Below are 25,630 nucleotides of genomic sequence, written 5' to 3' on the forward strand. Positions count from 1 at the left end.
GGGAACCTTCGGAAATTCAACTCATGGCTAACGTGCGAGATATCGCCAAATCAAAGGCGGTAAGCGCATGTCCAAATTCATTCCCCGTTCCGAGGCTGCCTGGTGGGTCCTGTCGATCTCGCAGGCCGCCGGCATGCTCGGCCTCAACATCCTTTTGCGCGTGGCCGTGTCATGAAGCACCTGCCGCTCTTCTTCGATCTTGCCGGCCGCAAGGTCGCGGTGGTGGGCGACGGCCCCAAGGCGGACCTGCGGGCGAACCTCGCGCGATCCGCGGGCGCCGCGGTGCTCAGGCTCCCCGGCCCGGTCACGGCCCAGGAGCTGCGGGGCGCCGTGGCAGTCTTCGTGGCCACCGAGGACGAGGCGGCCGATGTGGCAGCCCACCGCCAGGCGAAGGCGGCGGGCGTGCCGGTGAACGTCGCCGACCGGTCCGCCCTGTGCGACTTCATCATGCCGGCCATCGTCGATCGGGACGGCGTGGTCGTGGCGATCTCGACGGGCGGTGGGTCGCCCACCTTGGCAACTGTATTGCGTGGCCGGATCGAGGCGATGCTGCCCGAACGGCTGGGCGCTCTGGCGCGGCTTGCCACGACGTTCCGCGCGCAGGTCAATGCACTGATCGCCGATCCCGCCGGGCGTCGCGCCTTCCTGCGTCGGCTGATCGAGGGCCCGGCGGCGCGCCTGGCGCTCGCCGGCGACGAGGCCGGGGCGCGCCGGGTCGCGCTCGGCGAACTCGATGCCGCTCGCCGAAAGATGACGCCGACCGGGATCGCGCACATCGTGGGGGCGGGGCCGGGCGATCCCGATCTCCTGACCCTGAAGGCGGCGCAGCTGCTGCAGGAAGCCGATGCGATCCTGCATGACGACCTCGTCCCGCCGGCCGTCCTGGCGCGTGCGAGGCGCGACGCCGAAATCGTTTCCGTCGGCAAGCGCAAGGGCCGTCCCAGCTGGGCGCAGGCCGATATCGATGCCGAGCTGGTGCGCCGTGTGCGTTCAGGCCAGACCGTGGTGCGGCTGAAGGCCGGGGACCCGTTCATCTTCGGCCGCGGCGGCGAGGAGGTGGACGCGCTGCGCGCCGCAGGGCTCCCCTGGACCGTCGTACCCGGCATCACCGCCGCGCTGGGCTGCGCGGCCTCGGCCGGCATTCCCCTCACTCATCGCCGGCACGCCTCGGCCGTGACCTTCGTTACTGGACACGGTGCCCCGGACGGCAAGCCACCGGCCTGGGCGGCACTCGCCGCCGAGGGCCATACACTGGCGATCTACATGGGGGCCTCCGAAGCATCGGCGGTGCGCGACCGTCTGCTGGCCGCCGGCACCGCACCGTCCACGCCTGTCGCCATTGTCGAGAGCGGAACGCGGCCGGAGCAGCGTGTCTCGACCGGCCGGCTGGGCGACCTGCCGCGCCTCGCCGCCGCCCATTCGGGAGCTGGCACGGCCGGTCCCAGCCTGATCATCGTCGGCGATGTCGCCGCCTACGCCGCCGCATCCGAAATGCCAGCGCTCGCAAAGGTGTCCTGATGGCCAAGAATCTCAGCGGCGACCTGCAGGTCGCTTCCGCCAATCGCCTGGTCGACGGCATGGTGGTGTGGCTCGACGAGGCGGGGCAGTGGACCGAGCGGCTCGAGCATGCCGCGGTCGCGCGCGACAAGCGTGGGGCCGAAATTCTGCTGGAACGCGCCCGCGCCGAAGCCTTCACCGTGGTGGACCCGTTCCTCGTCGCGGTGACCGAGGACGATGACGGCACGGTCGAGCCGCTGTCGCTTCGCGAGAAGATCCGTGCCTCGGGCCTGACCTTTGACGCCATTGCGGCCGATGCGGTGCGCTATGCCTGACACCCATTTCTACAAGTATGACGACTACGACCGGACTCTCGTCTCCGAGCGGGTCGGCCAGTTCCGGGACCAGGTGCGGCGCCGGCTGGCGGGTGAGCTGACCGAGGAGCAGTTCAAGCCGCTGCGCCTGCACAACGGCCTCTACCTGCAGCTCCATGCCTACATGCTGCGGATCGCCATTCCCTACGGCACGCTGTCGTCGCGCCAGTTGCGCAAGCTCGCCGAGATTTCGCGCAAGTACGATCGCGGCTACGGCCATTTCACGACGCGCCAGAATCTGCAGCTCAACTGGATCAGGCTGGAGGAGGCGCCCGACGCGCTGGCGGCGCTGGCCGAAGTCGACATGCACGCGATGCAGACCTCGGGCAACTGCATCCGCAACGTGACCGCCGACCACTATGCCGGCGCGGCGATCGACGAGATCGAGGATCCGCGCATCTGGGCCGAGATCGTGCGCCAGTGGTCGACGCTCCATCCCGAGTTCACCTTCCTGCCGCGCAAGTTCAAGATTGCCATCACGGGCTCGCCGAACGACCGCGCCGCGGTTCGCGTGCACGATATCGGGCTGCGCCTGTGGCGCAACGAGCAGGGCGAGGTCGGCTTCGAGGTGATCGTGGGCGGTGGCCTCGGGCGAACGCCGATGATCGGCAAGACGCTGCGGGCGTTCCTGCCCAAGGACGAGCTGCTCGCCTATCTCGAGTCGACGTTGCGCGTCTACAATCGCTACGGCCGTCGCGACAATCTCTACAAGGCCCGCATCAAGATTCTCGTGCACGAAGTCGGCGTCGAGAAGATGCGGGAAGAGGTCGAGGCCGAGTATGCCTCGAACCGCGACGGCGCCCTCAGGCTGCCGCCGGCCACGATCGAGGCGATCGCCCATCAGTTCGCACCGCCGGCGCTGCCGCCACGTCCCGTTATTTCAGGCGACGTCGAAGCGCTGCGGCTCGACGATCCGGACTTCGCGCTGTGGCTCAAGTCCAACGTCGCGCCGCATCGTGTGCCGGGCTACGCCATCGTGACGGCTTCGCTGAAGCCGGCCGGCTCGCCGCCGGGCGACGCCAGCGCGGCTCAGATGGAGGGGGTGGCAGACATTGCCGAGGCCTACAGCCAGGCCGAGCTGCGGGTCAGCCACGAGCAGAACCTGATCTTCCCCCATGTCGCGGTCGAGGACCTTCCCCGGGTCTACCGCTCGCTGGCGGTGCTGGGCTTCGCGGAAGCCAATGTCGGCAAGATCACCGACATCATCGCCTGCCCGGGCCTCGACTATTGCGCGCTGGCCAATGCGCGTTCCATTCCGGTGGCGCAGCGCATCTCCAACCACTTCGCGAGCCTCGCGCGGCAGCACGATATCGGCGATCTGAAGATCAAGATCTCGGGGTGCATCAACGCCTGCGGCCATCATCATGTCGGCCATATCGGCATCCTGGGCGTCGATAAGAACGGCGTCGAACTCTACCAGATCAGCCTCGGCGGCGACGTCGATTTCGGCCGGACGGCGATCGGCTCGATCCTCGGTCCCGCCGTCACGGCCGACAAGGTGGTTGAGACCGTCGACGCGATCGTCGCGACCTATCTCGATGTGCGTCGGGAAGGCGAACGCTTCGTCGACACCTACCGGCGCGTCGGCGCCCAGCTCTTCAAGGAGAAAGTCTATGGCTCTCTATAGCGAAGCGGGGCTGCCCGCATCCTACGTTGCTCTGCCCTTCGCCCAGTGGAAGGCGCGGCCTGAGTGGCATGCGGTGTCGCTGGCGAACACGGATCCGGTCGAGGATCTGGCGCCGCATGTCGGGCGCCTGCGGCTGATCGTTCTCGACTTTCCCAAGTTCAGCGACGGCCGGGCCTACAGCCAGGCCCGCCTCCTGCGCGGCCGCCTGGGATATCGCGGCGAATTGCGGGCCACCGGGGGCGTTCTGCAGGACCAGATCGCCTTCATGCTGCGCTGCGGCTTCGATTCCTTCGAAAGCGAGCAGCAGGGGTTCGGGGAAGCGCTCGCGAGGGCGCGCACGCTGTTCAGCGTCGTGTACCAGCCGGCCGAGGACGATCAGGTCCCGGCCTCGCTGCGCCGGCTCCGGCAGGCGAACGCCGCGGCTTCCTGATCAGGGTTCGCCCTTGGGCTCGGTGTCGAGCCAGGTCAGCGCTTCGTCGGACGTGTCGAAGATCCGGGCCTGCCCTTCGAATTTGCCCAGGTTGATGTAGCGCTTGGCGAGTTCCGCGCCGACCCCGGGCCTGGGGACGAGAGCCAAAGGCCCGCGCTTGGCCAAGGTCGCGTAGGCGGCGGCGCGAGCTCCCAGCATCATGACGTCCTTGTCGTCGTAGGTCCCGTCGCCCTGGCTTCCGTCGAACAGCTTGCGATAGGTGAGGGCGTCCTGCGCCACGACGGCATCGGTGAAATGCTCGATGTCCTTAAGGGTTATGACCCCCAGTACACGGGCGTGAACGAGGCGCTTTTCGTGGTCGATCGTATATTCGATGGGCATGGGCGGACTTTAAGCAAACTCCGCGGCGAAGGTCGAGCCGCTTGGCGGTTCCTGCAGCGTCGGATAAGCTTTCTCCAATAGCCGGGGACACACCGGCGGGAGGAAGCGACATGATCAAGGGAGCAACGGGCGCCGTGCTGGTGCTCGCGCTGGGCTGGTGTGCGCTTGCAATGCCGGCCTCCGCGCAGACCTTCGTGAACATCCGCTCGCAGGACGCCCCGAAGTACGATCCCCACAGCAACACGTCGAGCGGCATGGGGCATCCCATGTTCATGATGGGCGACACGCTGGTCGCCCTCGACTGGGACCTGAAGAGCGTCCATCCCCTGCTGGCCAAGTCCTGGACGATCTCGGACGACCGGCTGACCTATACCTTTTCGCTGCGGGACGACGTGACCTTCTGCAGCGGCAAGAAGTTCACCGCGGCCGACGTGATCTATTCCTTCACCCGGCTGGCCGATCCCTCGGCCCGCTGGCCCTTCTATTGGCGCCTGGGCGAGATCGACAGTCTGACGGCGCCCGATCCCCACACGCTCGTCTACAAGCTCAAGCGACCGCATTCCGAATTGTTGGTCGACCTGGCCAACTTCGCCGCGACCATCATCAACAAGGACAATGTCGAAACGCTCGGCGCCGACTTCGGCGTCAAGGGGTTCGACGGCACCGGGCCTCTCTGCTGGGAGAGCTGGCAGCCGCGCAAGGAACTCGTGCTGAAGCGCCACGATGCCTACAAATGGGGCCCGACCGGGGTTTACGCGAACAAGGGGCCGGTCAAGTACGAGAAGATGGTCTGGCGCATCGTGCCGGAGGAGACGACGCGCATTGCCACGATGCTGTCGGGGCAGGCCGACTTCTGTCACTGGAACCCGCTGCAGGCGATCGAGAGCTTCAAGAAGGCGCCCAATCTAGCAGTCTACGAGCCGACCGCCGACTTCGCGATGTACTACTGGGGCCTGAAGAGCACGCGCGAGAACCTGCAGGACAAGCGGGTCCGCCAGGCGCTCGCCCACCTCGTCGACCGCGAGCAGATCAACAAGGCCATCTTTTTCGGCCAGGCCGAGACGGCGCGCTCGCTGGTCCATCCCAAGGCGCTCGACTTCGAGCCGGCTACTCTCGACGTGCTGACGACGCGCGATCCTGAGAGGTCGAAGAAGCTGCTCGACGAGGCGGGCTGGGCGCTAGGCTCCGATGGCTTCCGCTACAAGGACGGCAAGAAGCTCGAACTGCTGATGTACTCCTACACGGTGGGGCAGAATCCCAAACTGTCGGAGGTCCTGCAGGGGGCTGCCCGCGCGGTCGGGGTCGACATCAAGATCCAGACCTGGGACCCGACGGTCTTCTTCCAGAAGATCGCCCAGCAGGATTATGACATCTGGACCCTGTCGGTGCCGTACACCTCGGCCGGCGACCAGATGTACCTCTACTACCACTCGAAGAACCGGCCGGTGCCCAATCGCATGATGTGGAACGATCCCGAGACCGACCGGATCCTCGATGCCGGGCGCACGGCAACCAACGACGCCGACCGGGCGACGTACTTCAAGGAGATCCAGCGCCGCATGCATGACGAGGCACTGATGATTCCGGCGGCGCATTCGAGACTGTTCCTGGTCGCCAAGAAGAGCATCAAGAACGTGCGTTCGCACGGCATCTATAGTGCCGCCCTCTACAAGGGGCTGGACGTCCAGCCCTGACTTCGGGATCGTGGGGCATGACCACGATCTACGGCATCAAGAACTGCGACACGATGAAGAAGGCGCGCGCCTGGCTGGACGGCAAGGGCGTCGCCTATGAGTTTCACGACTACAAGAAGGCGGGGATCGAGCGCGACCGCCTGGAAGGCTGGGCGCGCAAGGTCGGCTGGGAGACGCTGCTGAACCGGGCCGGCACGACCTTCCGCAAGCTGTCCGACGCGGAAAAGCAGGGGCTGACCGAGATCAAGGCGATCGAGCTGATGATTGCTCAGCCCTCCATGATCAAACGGCCGGTGCTCGAGGCCGGCGGCAAGCTGCTCGTCGGCTTCAAGCCGGAGCAGTACGAAACCCTCGTCTAGGCACTCCGCGCCGGGCGGGCCGGCTTGCACGCGAGAGCGATGCACTCGACATGGCGATGGTCGGTGCCGCAGCAGCCGCCAAGAACGTTGATCTGCGGGTTGGCCCGAACGATGCCGCGATACTGGTGCCCGAACTCGACCGGGTCGCCGGCGTCGCGATCGGGAGAGTCGTTCAGTTCATGGTGACTGCGACGGGACGCGTTCGCGCGCAGACCCCGCAGGCGCTGTGTCCAGGGTTGCTCCGGGTCGATTGCGCCTTCGAAGAGGGAGGGATGGCGCAATTGAGCAGGTAATGGGCTGGCCCGTTCGTGGTCGCCTGGTCGACGAGGGTGATGGCGGCGCCCAAGGTTTGCCCTGTCGGAAGGCGGCCGTCGGTCTCCACCGTGAAGGAAATTGCCACCGGCATCCCGGCCCGGCGCGCGGCGCGGGCGATGCCCATCGCCTCGCTCGTATTGGTCATGGTGATGGCGCTGACCATGTCGGCCCCGGCATCCGCGAAGGCGTCCACCTGGAGCGCATGGTAAGCATCCGCCGTCTCCGCCGACATGATCTGGCCCGGCACGTAGCCGTCGCCGCGCGGCCCGATACAGCCGCTGACGACCATGGGCGACGCCGGGGTTTCATGAGCCTCCCGCATCTCCTGCATCAGAGCGATCGCGTCGGTGTTGGCGGCGGCAATTTCCGCGATTGAGTAGCCGAGCCTCGCGCCCCACTCGGCGCTTGCCCGCCAGGTCGGGCTCTCGAACACGAACCCCAGGGCGTTCCGACGCGCGATCTGGATGAATCGTTCGTAATATTGCCTCAGCGCTCGGCGGCCCCGGCGTCGCGCAGCAGCGGGAAGGCCGCGAAGAGGGGCAACTCCAGCCCGTCGTCGAAGATGAGGCTGGTCTCTATGCCGCCATCGGTCAGGAATAGGCCGCCGTGCACCTCCGGCAGCCGGCGACGTTACCCGGCGGTCGTCGTCATCAAAATGTTCGCCTCCGGCCAACGAGGCCGATGCTATCGGCGCAAGATCGTGACTAAACCCTTTAATATCAAATGTTTATATCAGGTGATTGACACTTCGCGAGAAATCGCGAAAGATCATGAGATAAGGCCTTGTAAGGCCATGATAATTGATTCTCTACGGCTGCTTTTGCGGCTCCCCTCATTTTTCGAGGTCTGAAATGAAAATCGCTGTTTCCCTTCTCGTGCTGCCACTCGCTCTGTCCGTTGCCGCCTGCGGCGATACCTGGGGCGAACGTGCGGTTACCGGTGGCGGCATCGGTGCGGGGACCGGTCTGGCGGTCGGCGCGATCGCCGGCTGGCCGCTGGTTGCGCCCGTGCTGGTTGGCACTGCGGTCGGTGCGGGCATCGGCGCGGCGACTACGCCGAAGAAGTAGAGTCAGCCGAGCAGAAGCTTGAGCTTGCGGTCGAAGACACGCAGGACGTCCTCGAGGGTGTCCGCGTGCGCCAGCTTGCGCGGGCCATTGTAGACCATGAAGCTGCCGCCACCGCCGCCCGGGACCTTGGCGATGGCGAACAGGGGCTGCTCCGCGGTGTGGCGAAAGATCGAGAAGATCGCCATGCCAGGCCGGAAGTCGATGGCATAGTCGCGCCATTCCCCGGATGCCACACGCATGCTGTACAAACCAAGGAGTCGCGACAGTTCGCGTTTGTCGAACGAGACGACACGACGCCGGGCCCGCTGATCGGCCAAACGGTACAGGTTGCTCATGCCGTCGCAATTTCGAACATGTCAGTTGCGTGAATTCTTGCAGAACCGCCGATGGGGGTAAAGCGTCTCGCCAGCCCCCATTCGGTTGTTTGCCAAAGCCGGGGTAGGGGGCTATGAACCGCCGCTGAAGCTGTTGATATTCCGCGATATTCCGGGAGCACTACGTGTCCGACTCCGCCGCGTTCCATGAAATCGACGAGGCCGTCCGCAAGGACGAGATGAGGGAGTGGTGGAGCCGCTATGGCACCTGGGTGGTCGCGGGCGCCGTGATCCTGGTGGTGGCTGTGACGGGATTCGTGGGCTGGCGTCAGTACGACGGGGCGCAGCGCGCCGCCGCCAGTGCCGCCTATTCGGCGGCCCTGGCCCAGATCGCGACCGATCCCGCAGCGGCCCGGGCCGAGCTGGAAAAGCAGGCCGCCAACGCCGTTCAACCCTACCGGTCCCTCGCCGCGCTCACTGCGGCGCAACTGCGTGCCACGCTGGAAGAGCAGGTGACGGCGCTGGCCGCCGTGGCGCCCGGCCTGTCGGCCAGCGAGCTCAGCGACCTTGCCCTCGTGATCGCCGCCTTCAAGAGCATCGACACACCCAAGGCCGAAGAGATGGTGGCCCGGCTCGAGCCGCTTGCGGGCCCCGACCGTCCGTTCCGGCTGAGCGTCCGCGAGCTGCAGGCGATGCTCGCGGTGCGCAATGGCGATACCAAGCGCGCGAAGGAATTGTGGAACGAGATCGCCAAGGATCCGGCGGTGCCGCAGGGCGCATCCCAGCGCGTTTCGGCGATGCTCAATCTCTACGGCGGCGCGGAGGCGAAATAGTCCGATGTTGAGCGTAGTGCGCGTGGTCGATCCCCGATTCCTTCTCGCCGCCGTCCTTCTGGTGGTCTCCGTTTCCGGTTGCGATATCTTCGACAAGAAGAAGACCGCGCTGCCGGGCGAACGCATTTCGGTGCTGGGAGACCGCAAGGACCTCGAACCCGACAGCGATGCGGCAAACATCCAGATCGTGCTGCCGCCGCCCGTGGTCAACGAATCCTGGCCGCAGTCCGGAGGCTTCGCCAACAATGCGATGCACAATCTGGCGATCGGCGCCTCGCCGCAGATCATCTGGACGGCCGATGTCGGGGCGGGCAGCAGCACAAGCCGCATCCTGACCACGCCCCCGGTCGTCGCCGAGGGCAAGGTGTTCGCCAAGGACGCGCAGGGCACGGTGTCGGCCTTCAACGCCGACACGGGCGCGCTGCTCTGGCGTGTCACGCTGGCACCGGAGAAGGCGCGCGATTCCGATGAATTCGGCGGCGGCCTTGCCTATTACGGCGGGCGACTCTTCGTGACGACCGGCTTCGCGGGGGTCTACTCGCTCGATCCGGCGACCGGCAAGGAGGACTGGCATTCCACCGTCAGCGCGCCGGTGCGCGGGGCGCCGCTGGTGTTCGGTGACCGGGTCTTCGTCATCGCGATCGACAACAGGCTGCATGCCCTGGCCGCGTCGGATGGTTCGGACCTCTGGCAGTTCGCTGGCCTGCAGGAGACCTCGGGCTATGTCGGGGGCAACAGCCCGGCAGGCTCGGGCGATGTCGTCGTGGCGCCCTTCACGTCGGGCGAAATCGCTGCGCTGCGCATCGACAATGGCCGACCGGTCTGGAACGAGACTCTGATCGGTGCGCGTGCCGACGTGCGGGCCTTCGGCAATCTCGCCGACATTCGCGGCCGCCCCGTCATCGACCGCGGCCTCGTGATCGCGATGGGCTCGGGCGGCCAGATCGCCGGCATCGACGTGCACTCGGGCCAGCGCCAGTGGGACCGCAACATCGGCGGCAGCCAGACGCCGTGGCCGGCAGGCCGGTTCCTGTTCATCGTCACGGGCAATGCCGACGTGGTGGCCATGGTCCGCGACACGGGCAAGATCCGCTGGGTCACGCCGCTCACCCAGTTCGAGGATTCCAAGAGGCACGTCCCGGTCCTGTGGGGCGGTCCCGTTCTGGCGGGCGACCGCCTCCTGTTGACGAGTTCGCTGGGCGACCTGCTCGTCGTTTCGCCCTACACCGGTGAGATCATGGGCAAGATCGACGTGCGCGACCGCGTGCGCCTCGGTCCCGTGATTGCCAACCAGACCATTTATGTCCTTACAGATTCCGGGCGACTCATTGCCCTCCGCTGATCAACTCTCTCCCCCGCAGAAGCTGCGTCGGGTCGCCATCGTCGGTCGGCCCAACGTCGGCAAGTCGACGCTCTTCAATCGTCTGGCCGGCCGGCGGCGCGCCATCGTCGACGACACGCCCGGTGTCACCCGGGACGTGCGCGAGCAGCCGGCACAGCTCGGCGATCTGGCCTTCATGCTGCTCGACACGGCAGGATGGGAAACCGCCGGTGGCGAGGCCCTTGAGGCACGCATGCGCCGCTTCACCGAGCGGGCGATCGACGGTTCGGACGTCGTCCTCTTCCTGATCGATGCCCGGTCCGGAATCCTGCCGCTCGACCAGAGCTTTGCCAGCTGGCTGCGCAAGCGATCGGCCAAGGTCATCCTTGTGGCCAACAAGTGCGAAGGCCGTGCCGGTGCGCAGGGGCTTGCCGAGGCGCATGGTCTGGGCCTCGGCGAACCGATCCCGGTTTCGGCCGAACACGGTGAGGGGCTGAGCGACCTGCACGAGGCGATGAGCCGCTACATCGAGCCGATGCCCGATGAAGACGAGGCGGCCGAGGCCGACGCGAGCGACCCCGATCTCGACGACGTGCCGGAGGGGCGGCCGCTGCTGCTGGCCATCGTCGGCCGGCCGAACGTCGGCAAGTCGACGCTGCTCAACCGCCTGGTGGGCGAGGAGCGCGTCCTCACCGGGCCCGAAGCCGGCATCACCCGCGATTCCATCCGGGTGGAATGGGAATGGCGGGGCCGTCCCGTGCGTCTGGTCGACACGGCCGGCATGCGCCGCCGCAGCCGCATCGACGCCAAGCTGGAGGCCGCCTCGGTGGCCGATTCGCTGGACACGATCCGGCTCGCCGACGTGGTCGTGGTCGTGCTCGACGCCGCCGACATGGCCGAGAAGCAAGACCTCAACATCGCCGGCTGGGTGATCGAGGAGGGCCGCGCGCTGGTGATCGCGGTCAACAAGACCGACCTGCTGGCCGACGACCAGTCGGCATCGTCCAAACAGTGGCGCAAGCTGCGCGACCGCCTGGAGGCCTCCTTCGCACAGGTCAAGGACGTTCCGATCGTGGGCTTTTCGGCGCTGACCGGACGTGGTGTGGAGCGCCTTCTGCCCAAGGTCTTCGAGACCTACGAACTGTGGAACAAGCGCGTCACGACGCCCAAGCTCAATCGCTGGCTGCGCGAGATGGAGACGCTGCACCCGCCGCCGCTCGCACCCAACGGCCGGCGCATCCGCCTGCGTTTCATGACCCAGATCAAGCGCCGGCCGCCGACCTTCATCCTGTCGGTCAGCCAGCCGCAGGAGCTGGGCAACGACTATCTGCGCTTCCTGACGAACCGGCTGCGCGACGATTTCGACCTGCCGGGCGTGCCGATCCGGCTCAGCATGCGCAAGCCCAAGAACCCCTACGAAGGCCGCCGCAAGCCGCAGCGGTAGGGGGCTGGGCGGAGCCCAGCCCGGGGAGCGTCAGGACATTGCCCCCGGCAATGTCCGGGAGCGTCGAAGACCGAGCGATCACACGCAGCCACCCGTATCCGGCCGCATCGCGGCCGATGGCGGAGAGGCGCCTTGCCCCGCACCGACCTGCTGCCCTAGGCTTCATTCCAACAAAGTCGAAATAACGAGCTGCACCGCAGCCGCCGACGGGATGAAAGGGCAGAAGCATGGATATCCAGTACGTAGCGCCGAAAACGCTCGATGAAGCGGTCCGGGCGTTTGCCGCCGCGGCGGGCGCCGGGCGTATCCTGGCCGGCGGCACCGACCTCCTGGTCCAGATGCGCAACGGCGTCGTCGCGCCGGGCACGATCGTCGACATCAAGAAGATCGGCGAGCTGACCGCGATCGAGGAGACGAAGGACGGCGGCTTCCGGATCGGCGCCGCGGTGTCCGGCGCCGTGCTGCGCGAGCATGCGAAGCTGAGCAAGGTGTGGCCGGGCGTGGTCGAGGCGACCAACCTGATCGGCTCCACCCAGGTTCAGGGGCGGGCCACGCCGGGCGGCAACCTGTGCAACGGCTCGCCGGCGGGTGACAGCGTGCCCGCCATGGTCGCGGCCGGCGCGATCGTCACCATCCAGGGGCCGAACGGGCGTCGGGAGATGCCGGTCGAGAAGGTGCCCAAGGGGCCGGGCCGGCTCAATCTCGAGCCCGGCGAGATCGTCGTTTCCTTCACCCTGCCGCCGCGCGGCAAGGGCTCGAGCGACGCCTACCTGCGCATGATCCCGCGCACCGAGATGGACATCGCCGTGGTCGGTTGCGGCGTCAGCCTGACCCTGGAGAACGGGACCTGCAGCGCGGCGCGCGTCGGCCTCGGCGCCGTCGCGCCGACGGTCCTGCTGGTCGAGGAAGCGGCGAAAGCGCTCATCGGCTCCAAGCTGGACGACGCGGCGCTGGCGAAGGCCGCGGCTGCCTGCAGCGCGGCCTGCCGCCCGATCGACGACAAGCGCGGCACCATCGCCTATCGCACCAAGGTCGCCGGCGTCCTGCTGAAGCGCACCACCCTGATTGCCGCCGAACGCGCGGGAGGAAAGTAGGACTATGGCAAAGCTTCACGTCTCGACCACGATCAACGGCGAGCCGCAGGAATTCCTCTGCGATGCCGATCAGAGCATGCTCGACGTGCTGCGCGGGCCGCTCGGCCTGACCGGCGCCAAGGAAGGCTGCGGCACCGGCGACTGCGGCGCCTGCACGATCACCCTGAACGGGCGCATCGTCTGCTCCTGCCTGATGCTGGCGGCCGAGGCCGAGGGCCAGAAGATCGGCACCATCGAAGGCATGGCCGGCGAGGTGCTGCACCCGCTGCAGCAGAAATTCCTCGAGTCGGCCGCGCTCCAGTGCGGCATCTGCACGCCGGGCGTCCTGATGGCCGCCAAGGCTCTGCTCGAGAAGAACCCGGACCCGACAGAGCATGAAGTCCGCTTCTGGCTGGCCGGCAACCTGTGCCGCTGCACAGGCTACGACAAGATCATCCGCGCCGTGATGGACACCGCTGCCGATATGAGGGCCGCACGATGAGCACGAACGGAAACACCACAGACACCGCCAACGACAACAAGTGGATCGGCAAGCGCACGGTCCGTCCCGACGGCGCCGACAAGGTGACGGGTCGCGCGGCCTATGCCGCCGACACGACCATGCCGGGCATGATCTGGGGCAAGGTGCTGCGCAGCCCGTATCCGCACGCCCGCATCAAGTCGATCGACACGAGCAAGGCGGAAGCCCATCCCGGTGTGAAGGCCGTGATGACGGCCAAGGACATCGTGAACTTCCCGATCGAGAAGTCGGTGATGCTGGGTATCCAGGATATGCGCTGGATGTGCCGCAACGTCATGGCGCGCGAGAAGGCGCTGTTCGCCGGCCATCCGGTCGCGGCTGTTGCCGCGACGACCGAAAAGATCGCGGCCGAGGCCTGCAAGCTGATCGAGGTCGAGTACGAGGTGCTGCCCTTCGTGATCGACGTCGAGGAGGCGATGAAGCCCGATGCGCCGATCCTGCACGACTTCATCACGTTCAAGGACAAGCCCTCCAACATCGCGGGCACGCTGGAGCATAAGCTGGGCGATATCGGTGAGGGCTTCGCCAAGGCCGATGTCGTCATCGAGCGCAGCTTCCGCACCCAGCCGGTGCACCAGGGCTATATCGAGCCGCATGCCTGCCTGGTCAGCGTCTCGGACGGCAAGGCCACGATCTGGAGCTCCAGCCAGGGCCAGTTCATGGTCCGCGCCATGTGCGCCTATCTGACGGGGCTGCCGCAGAACGACATCCGCGCCATTCCCGCGGAGATCGGCGGCGGCTTCGGCGGCAAGACGATCATCTACCTCGAGCCGCTGGCGCTGATCCTCGCGAAGAAGTCCGGCCGTCCGGTCAAGATGACGATGAGCCGGGCCGAGGTGTTCCATGCCTCGGGCCCGACCTCGGGCTCGTACAGCACGGTCAAGCTGGGCGCGACCAAGGACGGCAAGCTGGTGGCGGCGCAGGGCACGTTCTGCCTGCAGGCCGGCGCGTTGCCGGGTTCGCCCATCCGCGGCGCGGCGGGCTGCGCCTTCGCGCCCTACGACATTCCGAACGTGCACTCGTTCGGCTACGACGTGGTGTCCAACCGCTCCAAGGTCGCGGCCTATCGAGCGCCCGGCGCACCGATCGGCGCGTATGCCGTGGAGTGCGTGATGGACGAGGTGGCCGAGGCGCTGAAGATGGATCCGCTGGATTTCCGTCTGAAGAATGCCGCCAAGCAGGGGACCAAGGCCGCCCACGGTCCGGTCTATCCGCGCATCGGCTTCGTCGAGACGATCGAGGAGGCCCGCAAGCACGCGCACTACACGACGCCGCTGCCCAAGGCGAAGAAGGGCATGCTGTACGGCCGCGGCGTGGCCTCGGGCTTCTGGTTCAACGCGGGCGGCGAGTCGAGCGCCCAGGTCAACATCAACGAGGATGGCACGGTGGTGGTGATCACCGGCCATCCCGATATCGGCGGCTCGCGCGCCGCGACGGCCAACATCACCGCCGAACTGCTGGGCATCGACTACAAGAAGGTCTCGGTGCTGATCGGCGATACCAGCGTCATCGGCTTCAGCAACCTGACCGGCGGCAGCCGCGTGACCTACGCCTCGGCCATGGTCGTGACCCAGTCCACGGAGCGGGTGATCACCCAGCTGCGCGAACGGGCCGCCAAGATCTGGAAGATCGATCCCGACGCGGTCGTCTGGGAGAATGGCGAGGCCCGGCCGGCCGGCGACAATGCCGGCAAGTTCGAGCCGCTGAGCCTTGGCCAGATCGCGGCACAGGCCAGCGCCACCGGCGGACCCATCGGGGCCGGCCAGCAGCTCAACACGACGGGTGCCGAAGGCGGCTTCGCCACCCACATCTGCGACGTCGAGGTCGATCCCGATCTCGGCATCGTGCGCGTGCTGCGCTACACGGCCGTCCAGGATGTCGGCCGCGCCATTCATCCGAGCTATGTCGAGGGCCAGATCCAGGGCGGTGCCGCCCAGGGAATCGGCTGGGCGCTGAGCGAGGAGTACATCTACAACAAGGACGGCAAGCTCGATAATCCGAGCTTCCTGGACTACCGCATGCCGGTGAGCTCCGACCTGCCGATGCTCGACTCGGTGATCCTCGAGATTCCGAATCCGAAGCATCCGCAGGGCGTGCGCGGCGTCGGCGAAGTCCCGCTGGTGCCGCCGCTCGCGGCGGTCTCCAATGCGGTCTATGACGCGCTCGGCCGCCGCTTCTACAGCCTGCCGATGTCGCCGCCGAAGATCCTGGCGACGATGGACATGGCGGCGGAATAGGGAATCCGGTGACGGCCTCGCGCCGTCACCCTTTCACGACGATGGGCGGCGCCTCAGCTGACGCTTGGGCGCTGCTCGAGGGCCGCGTCTCCCGCGACCCATTCGCCGTTCATCGTGCAAGCCGGCATCGCGAGCTGGATCAGCGATTCGCCATGCGCTTCGGGCGGGATCTGCTGGCCCTCGTCCTCGCCCGGGAAGGCTTCGCGGCGCATGAAGGTGCGCATCGGTCCCGGGTTGAAGAGATTGACCTTCACCTGCGTATGCCCAACCTCGGCAGCGTAGATGCCGACCATCATGTCGAGCGCGGCCTTGCTGGTGGCATAGGCGCCCCAGTAGGGGATGATGCGGCGCGAGGCGCCGGAGGTCACGAAGATGGCGCGGCCGGCGTCGGAGCGGCGCAGCAGCGGGTCCATCGAGCGGATCAGGCGCCAGTTGGCGGTCACGTTCACGGCCATCACCTGCTCGAACACTTTCGGCTCGAAATGGCCCATCGGCGAGAGCGTGCCCAGGATGGCGGCATTGCCCAGAAGTACGTCGAGGCGGCCGAAACGGTCGAACAGAGCCTGGCCCAGCCGGTCGATCCCGGGACCGTCGGTGACATCAAGCGGCACGAGAGTGGCCGAGCCGCCGATTGCCTTGATGCGGTCGTCGACCTCTTCGAGTGCGCCCACCGTCCGGGCGACCAGCACGCAGTGCGCGCCCTCGGCGGCGTAGGCGAGGGCGGCCGCAGCCCCCAGACCGCGCGAGGCGCCGGTGATCAGCGCAACGCGCCCGGCGAGGCGGCCGACGGCGGCTTCGGTCATATCCCCGACCTCAGGCCGATTCGACGAGGAGCGAGAGCTGACGATCCTCGACGCCGGTCACGTCGTCGAGCGAGATCGGATAGTCGCCGGTGAAGCAGGCGTCGCAGAAGGCCGGAGCGGCCGCGTCGCGTCCCGGCAGGCCCATCGCGCGATAGAGACCATCGATCGAGACGAAGGCCAGCGAATCGACGCCGATGAACTTTGCCATCCCGGCGACGTCGTAGCGCGAGGCCAGCAGCTTGTCCTTGTCCGGCGTGTCGATGCCGTAGAAGCAGGGATCGGTGGTGGGCGGCGCCGCGATGCGCATGTGCACTTCCTTGGCCCCGGCGTTGCGCACCATCTCGACGATCTTCATCGAGGTCGTGCCGCGCACGATCGAATCGTCGACCAGGATGACGCGCTTGCCCTCGATATGGGCACGGTTGGCGTTGTGCTTCAGGCGCACGCCGAGATGGCGGATATGGTCCGCCGGCTCGATGAAGGTGCGGCCGACATAGTGGTTGCGGATGATGCCGAGTTCGAACGGCAGTCCCGACTGGGCGGCGTAACCGATCGCGGCGGGCACGCCCGAATCCGGCACCGGCACGACGACGTCGGCCGGCACGGGGTTTTCCTTGGCGAGTTCCATGCCGATCCGCTTGCGCGCGTCATAGACGCCGATGCCCTCGACCTTCGAATCGGGCCGCGCGAAATAGATATGCTCGAACACGCAGAAACGGCGCTTCTGCTTCACGAACGGCTTGATCGACCTCAGGCCGTTGCCGTCGACGATGACGATCTCGCCCGGCTCGACGTCGCGCACGAAGCGGGCGCCGATGATGTCGAGCGCGCAGCTCTCGGAGGTCAGGATCCAGGCATCGTCGAGGCGGCCGATCACGAGCGGGCGCACACCCATCGGGTCACGGACGCCCAGCAATGCCTCGTTGGTCAGCAGCAGGAGGGAGTAGGCGCCCTTCACACGGCCCAGCGCGTCGATCAGTCGGTCGACCACGGTCGAATAGTTGGACCGGGCCATCAGGTGGTTGATGACCTCGGTGTCGGTCGTCGACTGGAACAGGCAACCGATCCGGACCAGTTCCTTGCGCAGGAGGTAGGCGTTGGTGAGATTGCCGTTATGCGCGAGAGCCAGGCCGCCGAAATCGAAATCGGCGAAGATGGGCTGGATGTTGCGGTCCGAAGAGCCGCCGGTCGTGGCGTAGCGGTTGTGACCGATCGCCGAGTAGCCGACCAGCTTCTCCATGACGGCCTGGGTGCCGAAGATGTCTCCGACCAGGCCGGCGGCGCGATGATTGTGAAAGAGCCGGCCATCGTAGGTTACGATCCCGGAAGCTTCCTGCCCGCGATGCTGCAGGGCATGGAGGCCAAGCGCGGTGTGCGCGGCGGCATCCGACGTCCCGTAGATGCCGAACAGCGCACATTCCTCGTGAAACTTGTCGAGGTCGTCTTCGGAGCGTTTCGGGGGGGTATGCACGGCGGGGTTATAGCTGGGGTGTCGCCGCGACGCTATCAAGTATAGCTCACTGCGGCGGTTTGGTTTCCCCGGGGGCGGCCGGTGCCGCGGGTGCGGCCGGAGTGGTATCCGACGGGGGGACGGTCGGAGGCGTGGAGCGCGGCGCGGCCGTCGACGGCGCGGAAATGACGCCGCTTTCCATGCCCGGTCGTTGCAGGCGGTTGCGGAAGCCGGTTGGCAATTGCGGCTCCACGAAGGTCGCCATTTCCCGGATCATCGGAAAGCTTGCGGAGCCTTCGACCGCGGGCGGCAGCTGGCGGGGGCCGAGATAACCGTAGAACAGGAAGGCCGTGCCCATCGCGACCCAGGCGCACAGCACGCCGAATCCGGCGCCGAGGATCCTGTCCGGCCGTCCGAGCGGGCCGGTCCGGATGGACCTGGAAACCACGCTGGTGAGCATGATCAGCACGATCAACGCTCCGACGAAGACGACGAGAAGGGAGATGAAATAGGACAGTTCTGCGCTACCGACGACCTTAAGGACCTCCGGCTCGACGACGTTCGAGAAGCGCCAGGCGACCCAGCCGGCACCGATCCATGAGGCGATGAACAGGATGGCGTGGGCGAAGCCAGTCGACATCCCTATGAGCGCTCCGAACACGGCGATGGCGATCACGGCCACGTCGAAAACGGTAATTCCCAATTGCTCCATCGACCCCGTTCTCTCCGTGCCGTCAGTGTTGATCCCGGTCGCGCCGGCGGTCCCCCGGTCCGTCGGGGGCTCCCTCGCGCCGGCCACGTTTTAGAGGCCGATCAGCCGGTTGGAAACGCGCCACAAGGTCCGATAGATGCTCAATTTCGTCAATGGCGATGCCCTCGGGCGCCCGCGGAGCGGGACCCGAGCCGCTGCGAACCTGCGGGACGAGGGCGCTGCGGAAGCCGAGTTTGGCCGCCTCCCGCAAGCGGGCTTCGCGCTGGCCGACCGGCCGGACCTCGCCGCCGAGGCCGATCTCGCCGAACACCACCATATCGCCCGGCACCTGCTCGTCGGCCAGGGAGGAGATGACCGCCGCGGCCACGGCGAGGTCGGCAGCCGGTTCACCGATCCTGAGGCCGCCCGCGACGTTCAGGTACACGTCGTTGGCGCCAACCGTGACGCCGCAGCGGGCCTCCAGCACGGCCAGGACCATGGCCAGCCTGTTCGAATCCCAGCCGACCACGGCACGCCGCGGCGTAGCCAGGGAGGAGGGACTGACCAGCGCCTGGATCTCGACCAGCAGCGGGCGGGTGCCTTCGATACCGGCAAAGACGCAGGTCCCCGAGACGTGGCCGCGGCGGTCCGCAAGGAACAGGGCCGAGGGGTTGGCGACGTCGGAGAGTCCGCGGTCGGACATCTCGAAGACGCCGATCTCGTCGGTCGGGCCGAAGCGGTTCTTGACCGTGCGCAGGATGCGGAACTGATGGCCGCGCTCGCCCTCGAAGTAGAGAACCGTGTCGACCATGTGCTCCAGCACGCGCGGGCCCGCTATGGCGCCGTCCTTGGTGACGTGGCCGACCAGCAGCACGGCGATGCCGCGGCGCTTGGCGAGTTCGACGAGGGCCTGCGCCGAGGCACGGACCTGGGTGACGGTGCCGGGCGTCGAATCGACGGTGTCGAGCCACATCGTCTGGATCGAATCGATCACCGCCACCTTGGGCGCGTCCGGCTGCTCCAGCGACGCCACGATGTCGCGCACCGAGGTGGCGGCGACCAGTTGGACGGGGGCGTCGGCCAGACCGAGCCGTTCGGCCCGCAGGCGCACCTGGTCGACGGCCTCTTCACCCGAAATATAGGCGCAGGCGGTGTGCTGTCTGGCGAGTGCCGCCGCCATCTGCAGCAACAGGGTCGACTTGCCGATGCCCGGGTCGCCGCCGATCAGCAGCGCCGAGCCCACGACCAAACCGCCACCGCATACGCGATCGAACTCGTTGATGCCGCTCTTGAGGCGCGGCGGCTGCGGTGTCGAGCCGGTGAGGCCCGTGAACTCGAGCAGGCGTCCTTTTCCGCGGCGGGCCATCCCGCCGCCGGCCGGGCCGGGCGCGGGAGCGGCCTCCTCGACGATGGTGTTCCACTCGCCGCAGGATTCACAGCGCCCGCTCCACTTGGACGTGACGGCGCCGCAGGACTGACAGGCGTAGCGCTTGAGCGGCCGCGCCATGGTCAGAGCTTCCGGACCTGCATCCGGATCGGACCCTCCGCCCGGCCGTGGATGAACTGGTCCACATAGGCGTTCCCGGAGTGGTCGATGTCGGCGACGGGCCCCTGCCAGATCAGCTTGCCTTCGTGCAACATGCCGATGCGGTGGCCGATCTTGCGGGCGCTCGCCATGTCGTGGGTGATCGAGATCGCCGTGGCGCCCAGACTGCTGACGGATTTAACGATCAGATCGTTGATCACGTCCGCCATGATCGGATCGAGACCGGTCGTCGGCTCGTCGAAGAAGATGATCTCGGGTTCGCGCGCGATGGCGCGGGCGAGCGCCACGCGCTTCTGCATGCCGCCCGACAGTTCCGAGGGGAACAGGTCGCCGATTTCGGGGCCGAGGCCGACGGCGCCCAACTTGGCGACGGCAACTTCGCGGGCCTGATCGGCAGGCATGCCGTCGCTCTGGATCGGTCCGAAGGCGACGTTCTCCCAGACGCGCAGGGAATCGAACAGGGCACCGCCCTGGAACAGCATGCCGAACTTGCGCATGACGCGCGCGCGATCGCGATCTGAAAGGCCGCACGTCTCCTCGCCGTCGACCTTGATCGAGCCCTGGTCCGGTTTCAGCAGGCCGAGGATGCACTTCAGCAGCACCGACTTGCCGGTGCCCGATCCACCGATCACGACCATCGATTCGCCCGGTGCCACGTCCAGTTCGATGCCCTGCAGCACCTTCTTGGGCCCGAAGGCCTTGGTGACGCCACGCAACGAGATCTTGGGGGAGGCCATGCGGAGGGGAGCCGATCAACGCGAGAAGAAGGCTTCGGTGATGAAGTAATTGAAGGTCAGGATCAGCATCGAGGCGGAGACTACCGCGCTGGTGGTCGCCTTGCCGACGCCCTGGGCGCCGCCGCGCGACCGGTAGCCATGATAGCAACCCATCAGCGTGATCAGGAAGCCGAACACCGCCGCCTTGACCAGCCCCGAGAAGACGTCCTGGAACTGCAGGAAGTCGAGGGTATTGCGCAGGTAGGCGGCATCGTTGAAGTCGAGCTTGTAGACGCCGATCAGGAAGCCGCCGAGCACGCCGATGATATCGGCGACCAGCACCAGGACCGGCAGGGTGAGGACGCCCGCGATGAGGCGGGGGGCGACGAGATATTTGAACGGATCGGTGGAAAGCGTCGTGAGCGCGTCGATCTGCTCGGTGACGCGCATGGTACCGATCTCGGCCGCCATCGCGGCGCCGACGCGGCCGGCGACCATCAGGGCCGCAAGGACGGGTCCCAGTTCACGGGTCAGCGAGACCACGACGACGTTGGGAATGGCGCTTTCGGCGGAGAAGCGCGCGAAGCCGGTATAGCTCTGCAGCGCCAGCACCATGCCCGTGAAGATCGCCGTCAGCCCGACCACGGGCAGCGAGTAGTAGCCGATCTCCATGATCTGCCGGAGGATCTGCCGCCGGTAGTAGGGCGGCTGCAGACCCTGCCTGACCGCCTTGAAGGCAAAGGCGGTGACGCTGCCGATTGCCTCGAGGAAGGCGAGCGTCATGCGGCCCAGGACCGTGAACAGGGGAATCGTCACGCCGGTTCTCCCGTTTCGTCGGCCGGCGCCTCGGCGAAGCGGTCGACATAGGCGCGATGATAACGCCGGCCCAGGGCGGTCATGACCTCGTAAGCGTTCGTGCGCGCATGGTCCGCGAGAATGTCCGGCGTGAGGTGCGGGCCGAGTATTTCGACGATGGCACCGGGCTGGCAGTCGGCTTCAGGGACGTCGGTCACGTCTATGGTCACGAGGTCCATCGAGATGCGGCCGATCACGGGCACGGTGTGTCCGGCGAGATGCACGAAAGTGCGATTTCCGAGGTTACGGAAATAGCCGTCCGCATACCCCAGCGCAATCGTGGCGATCCGGCTGGGCCGCGCCGAACGCCAGGCTCCGCCATATCCCACGGTCTGGAAGGCATCGATCTGGCGCGTTTGCAGGATCCGGACCTGCAGGGTCACGACTTCCAGCATCGGGTTGGGCTGGCCGGGCAGGGGGTTAATGCCGTAGAGCGCCGCGCCGGGACGCAAGAGGTCGAAATGGTAGTCCGGGCCGAGGAAGATGCCGGATGAGTTGGCAAGCGACGTCGGTGCTCCCGGCATCGCCCGTACGAAGGTGCGAAAGCGTGAAAGCTGCTCCCCGTTGATCGGATTGGACGGTTCTTCGGAAGACACCAGGTGGCTCATGATGAGCGCGAGGCGCAGGCCGCGCAGCCGGCCGCGCTCGTTGATCAGGAACTGCGCATCCTCCGCACCGAATCCCAGGCGGTGCATGCCGGTGTCGAGATGCACGACAGCGTCGAGCGCCAGATTGAAGCGCTGGGCGGCGGCCCGCCAGGCATTGAGCTGTCCCAGGTGATTGAGCACGGGAACGAGGCGGTGCTCCACGAAATCGCCCTCGGTGCCGGGAAGCAGCCCGTTGAGCACGTAGATGGGCGGTTCCGGCAGCACCCGGCGCAGCGCGATACCCTCCTCGATATGGGCCACGAAGAACTGCCGGCAGCCCTCGGCCGCCAGCAGTGGACCCACCACGGCGGCTCCGGTGCCATAGGCATCCGCCTTCAGGACGGCGGCGCAGTCGACCGGGCGGCCAGTGGCGCGTCCGGCATCGCGCAGCCCCCGCCAGTTGGCGGCGATCGCGCCCAGATCGATTGAAAGGATCGCGCCGGCGCGGCGCGCCGGATCATCATCGGCAAGGATTGACACGTGGCGACCTTAGAACGCGGACACGGGCTCGTCAGCAACGCCATCGAGGTTGCCGAACTTCGTGAACTGTCCTTCGAACGACAGGCGCACGATGCCTGTAGGACCATGTCGCTGCTTGGCCACGATGACCTCGGCCTTGCCGTAGGTCGCCTCGCAGCGCTGCTTCCAGTCGTCGTGGCGCTCGTTGAACTTCTGGTCGCTTTCCTCGGCGCGTCGCGCGGGCTCGGCGCGGGTCAGGTAATATTCCTCGCGATAGACGAACATCACGACGTCGGCGTCCTGTTCGATCGAGCCCGATTCGCGAAGGTCGGAAAGCTGGGGCCGCTTGTCCTCGCGTTGCTCCACGGCGCGCGACAGCTGCGACAGCGCGATCACCGGCACGTCGAGTTCCTTGGCGAGCGTTTTCAGGCCTCGGGTGATCTCCGAAACCTCCTGCACGCGGTTCTCCTGCCGGCTCTTGCCCGACGGGTTCAGGAGCTGGAGGTAGTCGACGATGATCAGGCCGAGACCGTGCGTGCGCTTGAGCCGGCGGGCGCGGGTGCGCAGGGCGGCGATCGAAAGGGCGGGCGTGTCGTCGATGAAGAAGTTGAGATGCTCGAGGTCGTGGCTGACGTTGAGGACCCTGTCGAATTCGTGGCTCAGCACCTCGCCGCGGCGGATCTTCTCCGAGGAGATTTCGGCCTGTTCGGAGAGCATTCGGGTGGCAAGCTGCTCAGCCGACATTTCGAGCGAGAAGAAACCGACCACCGCGCCATCTACGGCCTTGGGATGACCGTCGACGATCTCCTCCCGGTAGGCCTTCGCGGCGTTGAAGGCGATGTTGGTGGCCAGCGCGGTCTTTCCCATCGATGGGCGGCCGGCGAGGATCAGCAGGTCGGAGCGGTGAAGGCCGCCCAGCAGCTGGTCGAGATTGAACAGGCCGGTGGCCACGCCGGTGAGCTTGCCTTCGCGCCCATAGGCGGCCTCGGCCGCCGTCACGGCCTCGGTCAGGGCCATGCGGAACGGTTTGAAGCCACCCTCGGTCTGGCCGGTCGTGGCCAGGTCGTAGAGCTTCTTCTCAGCGACCTCGATCTGCTGCAGCGCGGTCTCGTCGACGTCGCCGGAGAAGGCGCCGTTCACGACGTTCTCGCCCAGATCGATGAGCTGGCGGCGCAGGTAGAGATCGTGGACGGCGCGGCCGAAGGCGGCGGCATCGATCACGTGCACGGAGGCTGCTGCCAATCTTGCGAGATAGGCGGCGCCTCCGGCCTCCTTCATCGCGGGATCCTGCTCGACATAGGTCTTGAGCGTGACGGCGCTAACGACCTGGCCGCGCTCGATCAGGCGCGACAGCGAATCGAAGAGCTTGCCGTGGAGCGGGTCGGCGAAATGTTCGGGACGCAGGAACTCCGCGACCCGCTGGTAGGCGGCATTGTTGATCAGGATCGCGCCCAGCAAGGCCTGCTCGGCCTCGAAGTTGTGTGGCGGCTCGCGCAGGCGAGCATCTTCGGCGCCGGGCAGGCGTGTGACGTTCGAGGTGTCTTTCAGCGGCTCCATCGTATTGTCTTTGCCCAAGATGGGAGGGGGATCACAGTGCAAAGAATCAGAGCGCGAGCTTATCCAGAGCTTAGCGAGGATACTTAGCTATTCTGCGGCCATGGACCCTGCGACGTTCTTTAGACGTTCTTCGGTGACCATATAATCACGAACGAGCGGCACCGCATCCTGGCGCCGGCTGATTTGAATCTGAAAGACCATCTGCTGCATGTAGCGGAACGCGACCTCGCAGCCCGCGAGATAGAACTCCCACATCCGGCAGAAGCGATCGTCGTAGCCGGCGATCTCCTTGATGCGCTCCCGATTGGCCAGGAAGCGCTGCCGCCAGTGGCGCAGGGTCTCTGCGTAATGCAGCCGCAGGACTTCGATGTCGGTCACCCACAGGCCTGCCTTCTCGATCGCGGCGAGAACCTCCGACAGGGCAGGCGTGTAGCCACCTGGGAAGATGTACTTGCGGAGCCAGGTGTTGGTGCCGCCCGGGGGTTCCATGCGCCCGATCGAGTGCAGAAGCATGACCCCGTCGTCGGCCAACAGGTCCTTCACCTTCCGGAAGTATTCGAGATAGTGGGCCGAGCCGACATGCTCGAACATGCCGACCGAGACGATGCGGTCGTAGCGGCCCGGCTCCTCGCGGTAGTCGATCAGTTTGAAGCGGACCCGGTCGGCGATCCCGCCCTCCTGGGCACGGCGGTTCGATACACCGTGTTGCTCGCGAGAGAGGGTGACACCGGTCACGTCGACGTCGAACGAGCGGGCGAGGTAGAGGCCCATGCCACCCCAGCCCGAGCCGATGTCGAGTACCTTCAGGCCGGGTTTCAGCAGCAGCTTGGTCGCGATGTGCAGTTTCTTGTCGGCTTGGGCGATCTCGAGGGACTCTGCGCCGGTCTTGAAATAGGCACAGGAGTATTGCCGGTCGGGATCGAGGAAGAAGTCGTAGAGTTCACCGCGGAGATCGTAGTGATGAGCGACGTTCTTCTGGGCCGTGCCGACGGGATTGTATTGTTCCAGCACGCGCAGCCAACGCTGCAGCGAGTACGACCAGCGCATAATCGCGGTCGAATCGACGGCGGTGATGTTGCGTCCAAGCAGGTCGAGAAGATCGTAGAGATCGCCCTGTTCGACGGTCAGCCGACCGTCCATGTAGGCCTCGCCCAGGGCGAGCCGCGGACGGAAGGCAAGGCGGAGGCCGGTCCAGTGATCATGAACACGCATGGTCACCGCGGGACCGGCTTTTGCGCCCTTGATCCGATGCGGACGACCCGTCTCATCGACGATCGTCAGTTCGCCTTCGTTCACGACCCGGGCAAGCACCTGCGCCAGCAGCACGATGGATCACTCCAAGTTGTCGCTGCCAAAATTTTAATCCCATCCGCATTTTCGGCGCAAACGGATGGATGCG

The 25,630-nt window shown here is 66.6% G+C and carries 24 protein-coding genes and 1 pseudogene; 13 read left to right on the forward strand and 12 right to left on the reverse strand.

Annotation, left to right across the window (positions count from 1 at the left end; all coding sequences use genetic code 11):
* Window positions 1-171 precede the first annotated feature (171 nt).
* The 4 genes from cysG to ACO07I_RS00115 are packed head-to-tail and all read left to right on the forward strand — an operon-like array spanning window position 172 to window position 3,928.
* A complete protein-coding gene (cysG, locus tag ACO07I_RS00100) occupies window positions 172-1,518 on the forward strand; it encodes a siroheme synthase CysG (RefSeq protein WP_422013109.1) in 1,347 nt (448 codons plus the stop codon).
* Window positions 1,518-1,832, forward strand: coding sequence for a DUF2849 domain-containing protein (locus tag ACO07I_RS00105; protein ID WP_422013111.1), 315 nt, complete (start codon window positions 1,518-1,520; stop codon window positions 1,830-1,832). Before cysG ends, ACO07I_RS00105 begins: the two co-directional genes overlap by 1 nt.
* Complete coding sequence (locus tag ACO07I_RS00110) at window positions 1,825-3,498, forward strand: nitrite/sulfite reductase (protein WP_422013113.1); 1,674 nt, start codon at window positions 1,825-1,827, stop codon at window positions 3,496-3,498. The genes ACO07I_RS00105 and ACO07I_RS00110 overlap by 8 nt, the downstream gene beginning before the upstream one ends.
* On the forward strand, window positions 3,485-3,928 hold the full coding sequence (locus ACO07I_RS00115; RefSeq protein WP_422013115.1) for a DUF934 domain-containing protein: 444 nt from the start codon (window positions 3,485-3,487) through the stop codon (window positions 3,926-3,928). The genes ACO07I_RS00110 and ACO07I_RS00115 overlap by 14 nt, the downstream gene beginning before the upstream one ends.
* Here the strand turns inward: ACO07I_RS00115 and ACO07I_RS00120 are convergent, their stop codons facing one another.
* Entirely contained in the window at window positions 3,929-4,309 is a 381-nt protein-coding gene (locus tag ACO07I_RS00120) for a hypothetical protein (RefSeq protein WP_422013117.1), read from the reverse strand. It lies immediately after the preceding gene.
* Between the two features lie 110 nt (window positions 4,310-4,419).
* On the opposite strand from ACO07I_RS00120, the gene ACO07I_RS00125 reads away from it, so the two are divergent.
* Together ACO07I_RS00125 and ACO07I_RS00130 are read left to right on the forward strand one after the other, a co-directional pair.
* Window positions 4,420-6,003, forward strand: coding sequence for an ABC transporter substrate-binding protein (locus ACO07I_RS00125; protein ID WP_422013119.1), 1,584 nt, complete (start codon window positions 4,420-4,422; stop codon window positions 6,001-6,003).
* A gap of 17 nt (window positions 6,004-6,020) precedes the next feature.
* Complete coding sequence (locus ACO07I_RS00130; RefSeq protein WP_422013120.1) at window positions 6,021-6,362, forward strand: ArsC family reductase; 342 nt, start codon at window positions 6,021-6,023, stop codon at window positions 6,360-6,362.
* Here ACO07I_RS00130 and ACO07I_RS00135 read toward each other — a convergent pair.
* A pseudogene (locus ACO07I_RS00135) lies at window positions 6,359-7,298 on the reverse strand (homocysteine S-methyltransferase family protein). The gene ACO07I_RS00130 and the pseudogene ACO07I_RS00135 sit on opposite strands and share 4 nt — an antisense overlap.
* Before the next feature lie 230 nt (window positions 7,299-7,528).
* Between ACO07I_RS00135 and ACO07I_RS00140 the strand changes: the two are divergent.
* Entirely contained in the window at window positions 7,529-7,744 is a 216-nt protein-coding gene (locus ACO07I_RS00140) for a cell envelope biogenesis protein OmpA (RefSeq protein WP_422013122.1), read from the forward strand.
* A gap of 2 nt (window positions 7,745-7,746) precedes the next feature.
* On the opposite strand, the gene ACO07I_RS00145 is transcribed toward ACO07I_RS00140, so the two are convergent.
* A complete protein-coding gene (locus tag ACO07I_RS00145; RefSeq protein WP_422013124.1) occupies window positions 7,747-8,079 on the reverse strand; it encodes a DUF2794 domain-containing protein in 333 nt (110 codons plus the stop codon).
* A gap of 164 nt (window positions 8,080-8,243) precedes the next feature.
* Here ACO07I_RS00145 and ACO07I_RS00150 point away from each other — a divergent pair, with 164 nt between their 5' ends.
* From ACO07I_RS00150 to ACO07I_RS00175, 6 genes are all read left to right on the forward strand, one after another.
* Window positions 8,244-8,891 (forward strand): tetratricopeptide repeat protein, encoded by a 648-nt coding sequence (locus ACO07I_RS00150; protein ID WP_422013126.1) that lies wholly within the window; start codon window positions 8,244-8,246, stop codon window positions 8,889-8,891.
* Between the two features lie 22 nt (window positions 8,892-8,913).
* Window positions 8,914-10,233 (forward strand): PQQ-binding-like beta-propeller repeat protein, encoded by a 1,320-nt coding sequence (locus ACO07I_RS00155; protein ID WP_422013128.1) that lies wholly within the window; start codon window positions 8,914-8,916, stop codon window positions 10,231-10,233.
* The gene (gene der / locus ACO07I_RS00160) at window positions 10,220-11,656 is read left to right on the forward strand and encodes a ribosome biogenesis GTPase Der (RefSeq protein ID WP_422013130.1); all 1,437 of its coding nucleotides are present in this window, start codon (window positions 10,220-10,222) and stop codon (window positions 11,654-11,656) included. Before ACO07I_RS00155 ends, der begins: the two co-directional genes overlap by 14 nt.
* A gap of 233 nt (window positions 11,657-11,889) precedes the next feature.
* Window positions 11,890-12,750, forward strand: coding sequence for an FAD binding domain-containing protein (locus ACO07I_RS00165; RefSeq protein ID WP_422018386.1), 861 nt, complete (start codon window positions 11,890-11,892; stop codon window positions 12,748-12,750).
* A gap of 4 nt (window positions 12,751-12,754) precedes the next feature.
* Complete coding sequence (locus ACO07I_RS00170; RefSeq protein WP_422013132.1) at window positions 12,755-13,231, forward strand: (2Fe-2S)-binding protein; 477 nt, start codon at window positions 12,755-12,757, stop codon at window positions 13,229-13,231.
* Complete coding sequence (locus ACO07I_RS00175) at window positions 13,228-15,507, forward strand: xanthine dehydrogenase family protein molybdopterin-binding subunit (protein ID WP_422013134.1); 2,280 nt, start codon at window positions 13,228-13,230, stop codon at window positions 15,505-15,507. The genes ACO07I_RS00170 and ACO07I_RS00175 overlap by 4 nt, the downstream gene beginning before the upstream one ends.
* A 53-nt stretch (window positions 15,508-15,560) precedes the next feature.
* Here ACO07I_RS00175 and ACO07I_RS00180 read toward each other — a convergent pair whose 3' ends face one another.
* The 9 genes from ACO07I_RS00180 to ACO07I_RS00220 form a co-directional block, all read right to left on the reverse strand.
* The gene (locus ACO07I_RS00180; protein WP_422013136.1) at window positions 15,561-16,310 is read right to left on the reverse strand and encodes an SDR family NAD(P)-dependent oxidoreductase; all 750 of its coding nucleotides are present in this window, start codon (window positions 16,308-16,310) and stop codon (window positions 15,561-15,563) included.
* A gap of 10 nt (window positions 16,311-16,320) precedes the next feature.
* A complete protein-coding gene (purF, locus tag ACO07I_RS00185; protein WP_422013138.1) occupies window positions 16,321-17,781 on the reverse strand; it encodes an amidophosphoribosyltransferase in 1,461 nt (486 codons plus the stop codon).
* 46 nt (window positions 17,782-17,827) lie between these two features.
* Window positions 17,828-18,472, reverse strand: a complete 645-nt coding sequence (locus tag ACO07I_RS00190; RefSeq protein WP_422013140.1) for a CvpA family protein — start codon at window positions 18,470-18,472, stop codon at window positions 17,828-17,830.
* Between the two features lie 22 nt (window positions 18,473-18,494).
* Entirely contained in the window at window positions 18,495-19,958 is a 1,464-nt protein-coding gene (gene radA / locus ACO07I_RS00195; RefSeq protein WP_422013142.1) for a DNA repair protein RadA, read from the reverse strand.
* Window positions 19,959-19,960: 2 nt separating this feature from the next.
* A complete protein-coding gene (locus ACO07I_RS00200; RefSeq protein ID WP_422013144.1) occupies window positions 19,961-20,734 on the reverse strand; it encodes an ABC transporter ATP-binding protein in 774 nt (257 codons plus the stop codon).
* 15 nt (window positions 20,735-20,749) lie between these two features.
* Window positions 20,750-21,529 carry an MlaE family ABC transporter permease gene (locus ACO07I_RS00205; RefSeq protein WP_422013146.1) on the reverse strand — a complete coding sequence of 260 codons (780 nt, stop codon included), beginning with the start codon at window positions 21,527-21,529 and terminating at the stop codon, window positions 20,750-20,752.
* Window positions 21,526-22,695, reverse strand: a complete 1,170-nt coding sequence (gene alr, locus ACO07I_RS00210; protein ID WP_422013148.1) for an alanine racemase — start codon at window positions 22,693-22,695, stop codon at window positions 21,526-21,528. The genes ACO07I_RS00205 and alr overlap by 4 nt, the downstream gene beginning before the upstream one ends.
* Window positions 22,696-22,704: 9 nt before the next feature.
* Window positions 22,705-24,231 carry a replicative DNA helicase gene (locus tag ACO07I_RS00215; RefSeq protein ID WP_298315984.1) on the reverse strand — a complete coding sequence of 509 codons (1,527 nt, stop codon included), beginning with the start codon at window positions 24,229-24,231 and terminating at the stop codon, window positions 22,705-22,707.
* 87 nt (window positions 24,232-24,318) lie between these two features.
* Window positions 24,319-25,557 carry a class I SAM-dependent methyltransferase gene (locus ACO07I_RS00220; RefSeq protein WP_422013151.1) on the reverse strand — a complete coding sequence of 413 codons (1,239 nt, stop codon included), beginning with the start codon at window positions 25,555-25,557 and terminating at the stop codon, window positions 24,319-24,321.
* Window positions 25,558-25,630 lie beyond the last annotated feature (73 nt).

Origin of the sequence: Reyranella sp. (genome assembly GCF_965227665.1) — a bacterium.
Lineage (GTDB): Bacteria > Pseudomonadota > Alphaproteobacteria > Reyranellales > Reyranellaceae > Reyranella.

Bases quoted from the DNA above. Each gene is read 5' to 3' on its own strand.
- cysG (WP_422013109.1), top strand. From the start codon at position 172: ATGAAGCACCTGCCGCTCTTCTTCGATCTTGCCGGCCGCAAGGTCGCG.
- ACO07I_RS00105 (WP_422013111.1), top strand. From the start codon at position 1,518: ATGGCCAAGAATCTCAGCGGCGACCTGCAGGTCGCTTCCGCCAATCGC.
- ACO07I_RS00110 (WP_422013113.1), top strand. From the start codon at position 1,825: ATGCCTGACACCCATTTCTACAAGTATGACGACTACGACCGGACTCTC.
- ACO07I_RS00115 (WP_422013115.1), top strand. From the start codon at position 3,485: ATGGCTCTCTATAGCGAAGCGGGGCTGCCCGCATCCTACGTTGCTCTG.
- ACO07I_RS00120 (WP_422013117.1), bottom strand. From the start codon at position 4,309: ATGCCCATCGAATATACGATCGACCACGAAAAGCGCCTCGTTCACGCC.
- ACO07I_RS00125 (WP_422013119.1), top strand. From the start codon at position 4,420: ATGATCAAGGGAGCAACGGGCGCCGTGCTGGTGCTCGCGCTGGGCTGG.
- ACO07I_RS00130 (WP_422013120.1), top strand. From the start codon at position 6,021: ATGACCACGATCTACGGCATCAAGAACTGCGACACGATGAAGAAGGCG.
- ACO07I_RS00140 (WP_422013122.1), top strand. From the start codon at position 7,529: ATGAAAATCGCTGTTTCCCTTCTCGTGCTGCCACTCGCTCTGTCCGTT.
- ACO07I_RS00145 (WP_422013124.1), bottom strand. From the start codon at position 8,079: ATGAGCAACCTGTACCGTTTGGCCGATCAGCGGGCCCGGCGTCGTGTC.
- ACO07I_RS00170 (WP_422013132.1), top strand. From the start codon at position 12,755: ATGGCAAAGCTTCACGTCTCGACCACGATCAACGGCGAGCCGCAGGAA.
- ACO07I_RS00175 (WP_422013134.1), top strand. From the start codon at position 13,228: ATGAGCACGAACGGAAACACCACAGACACCGCCAACGACAACAAGTGG.
- ACO07I_RS00180 (WP_422013136.1), bottom strand. From the start codon at position 16,310: ATGACCGAAGCCGCCGTCGGCCGCCTCGCCGGGCGCGTTGCGCTGATC.
- ACO07I_RS00190 (WP_422013140.1), bottom strand. From the start codon at position 18,472: ATGGAGCAATTGGGAATTACCGTTTTCGACGTGGCCGTGATCGCCATC.
- radA (WP_422013142.1), bottom strand. From the start codon at position 19,958: ATGGCGCGGCCGCTCAAGCGCTACGCCTGTCAGTCCTGCGGCGCCGTC.
- ACO07I_RS00200 (WP_422013144.1), bottom strand. From the start codon at position 20,734: ATGGCCTCCCCCAAGATCTCGTTGCGTGGCGTCACCAAGGCCTTCGGG.
- ACO07I_RS00215 (WP_298315984.1), bottom strand. From the start codon at position 24,231: ATGGAGCCGCTGAAAGACACCTCGAACGTCACACGCCTGCCCGGCGCC.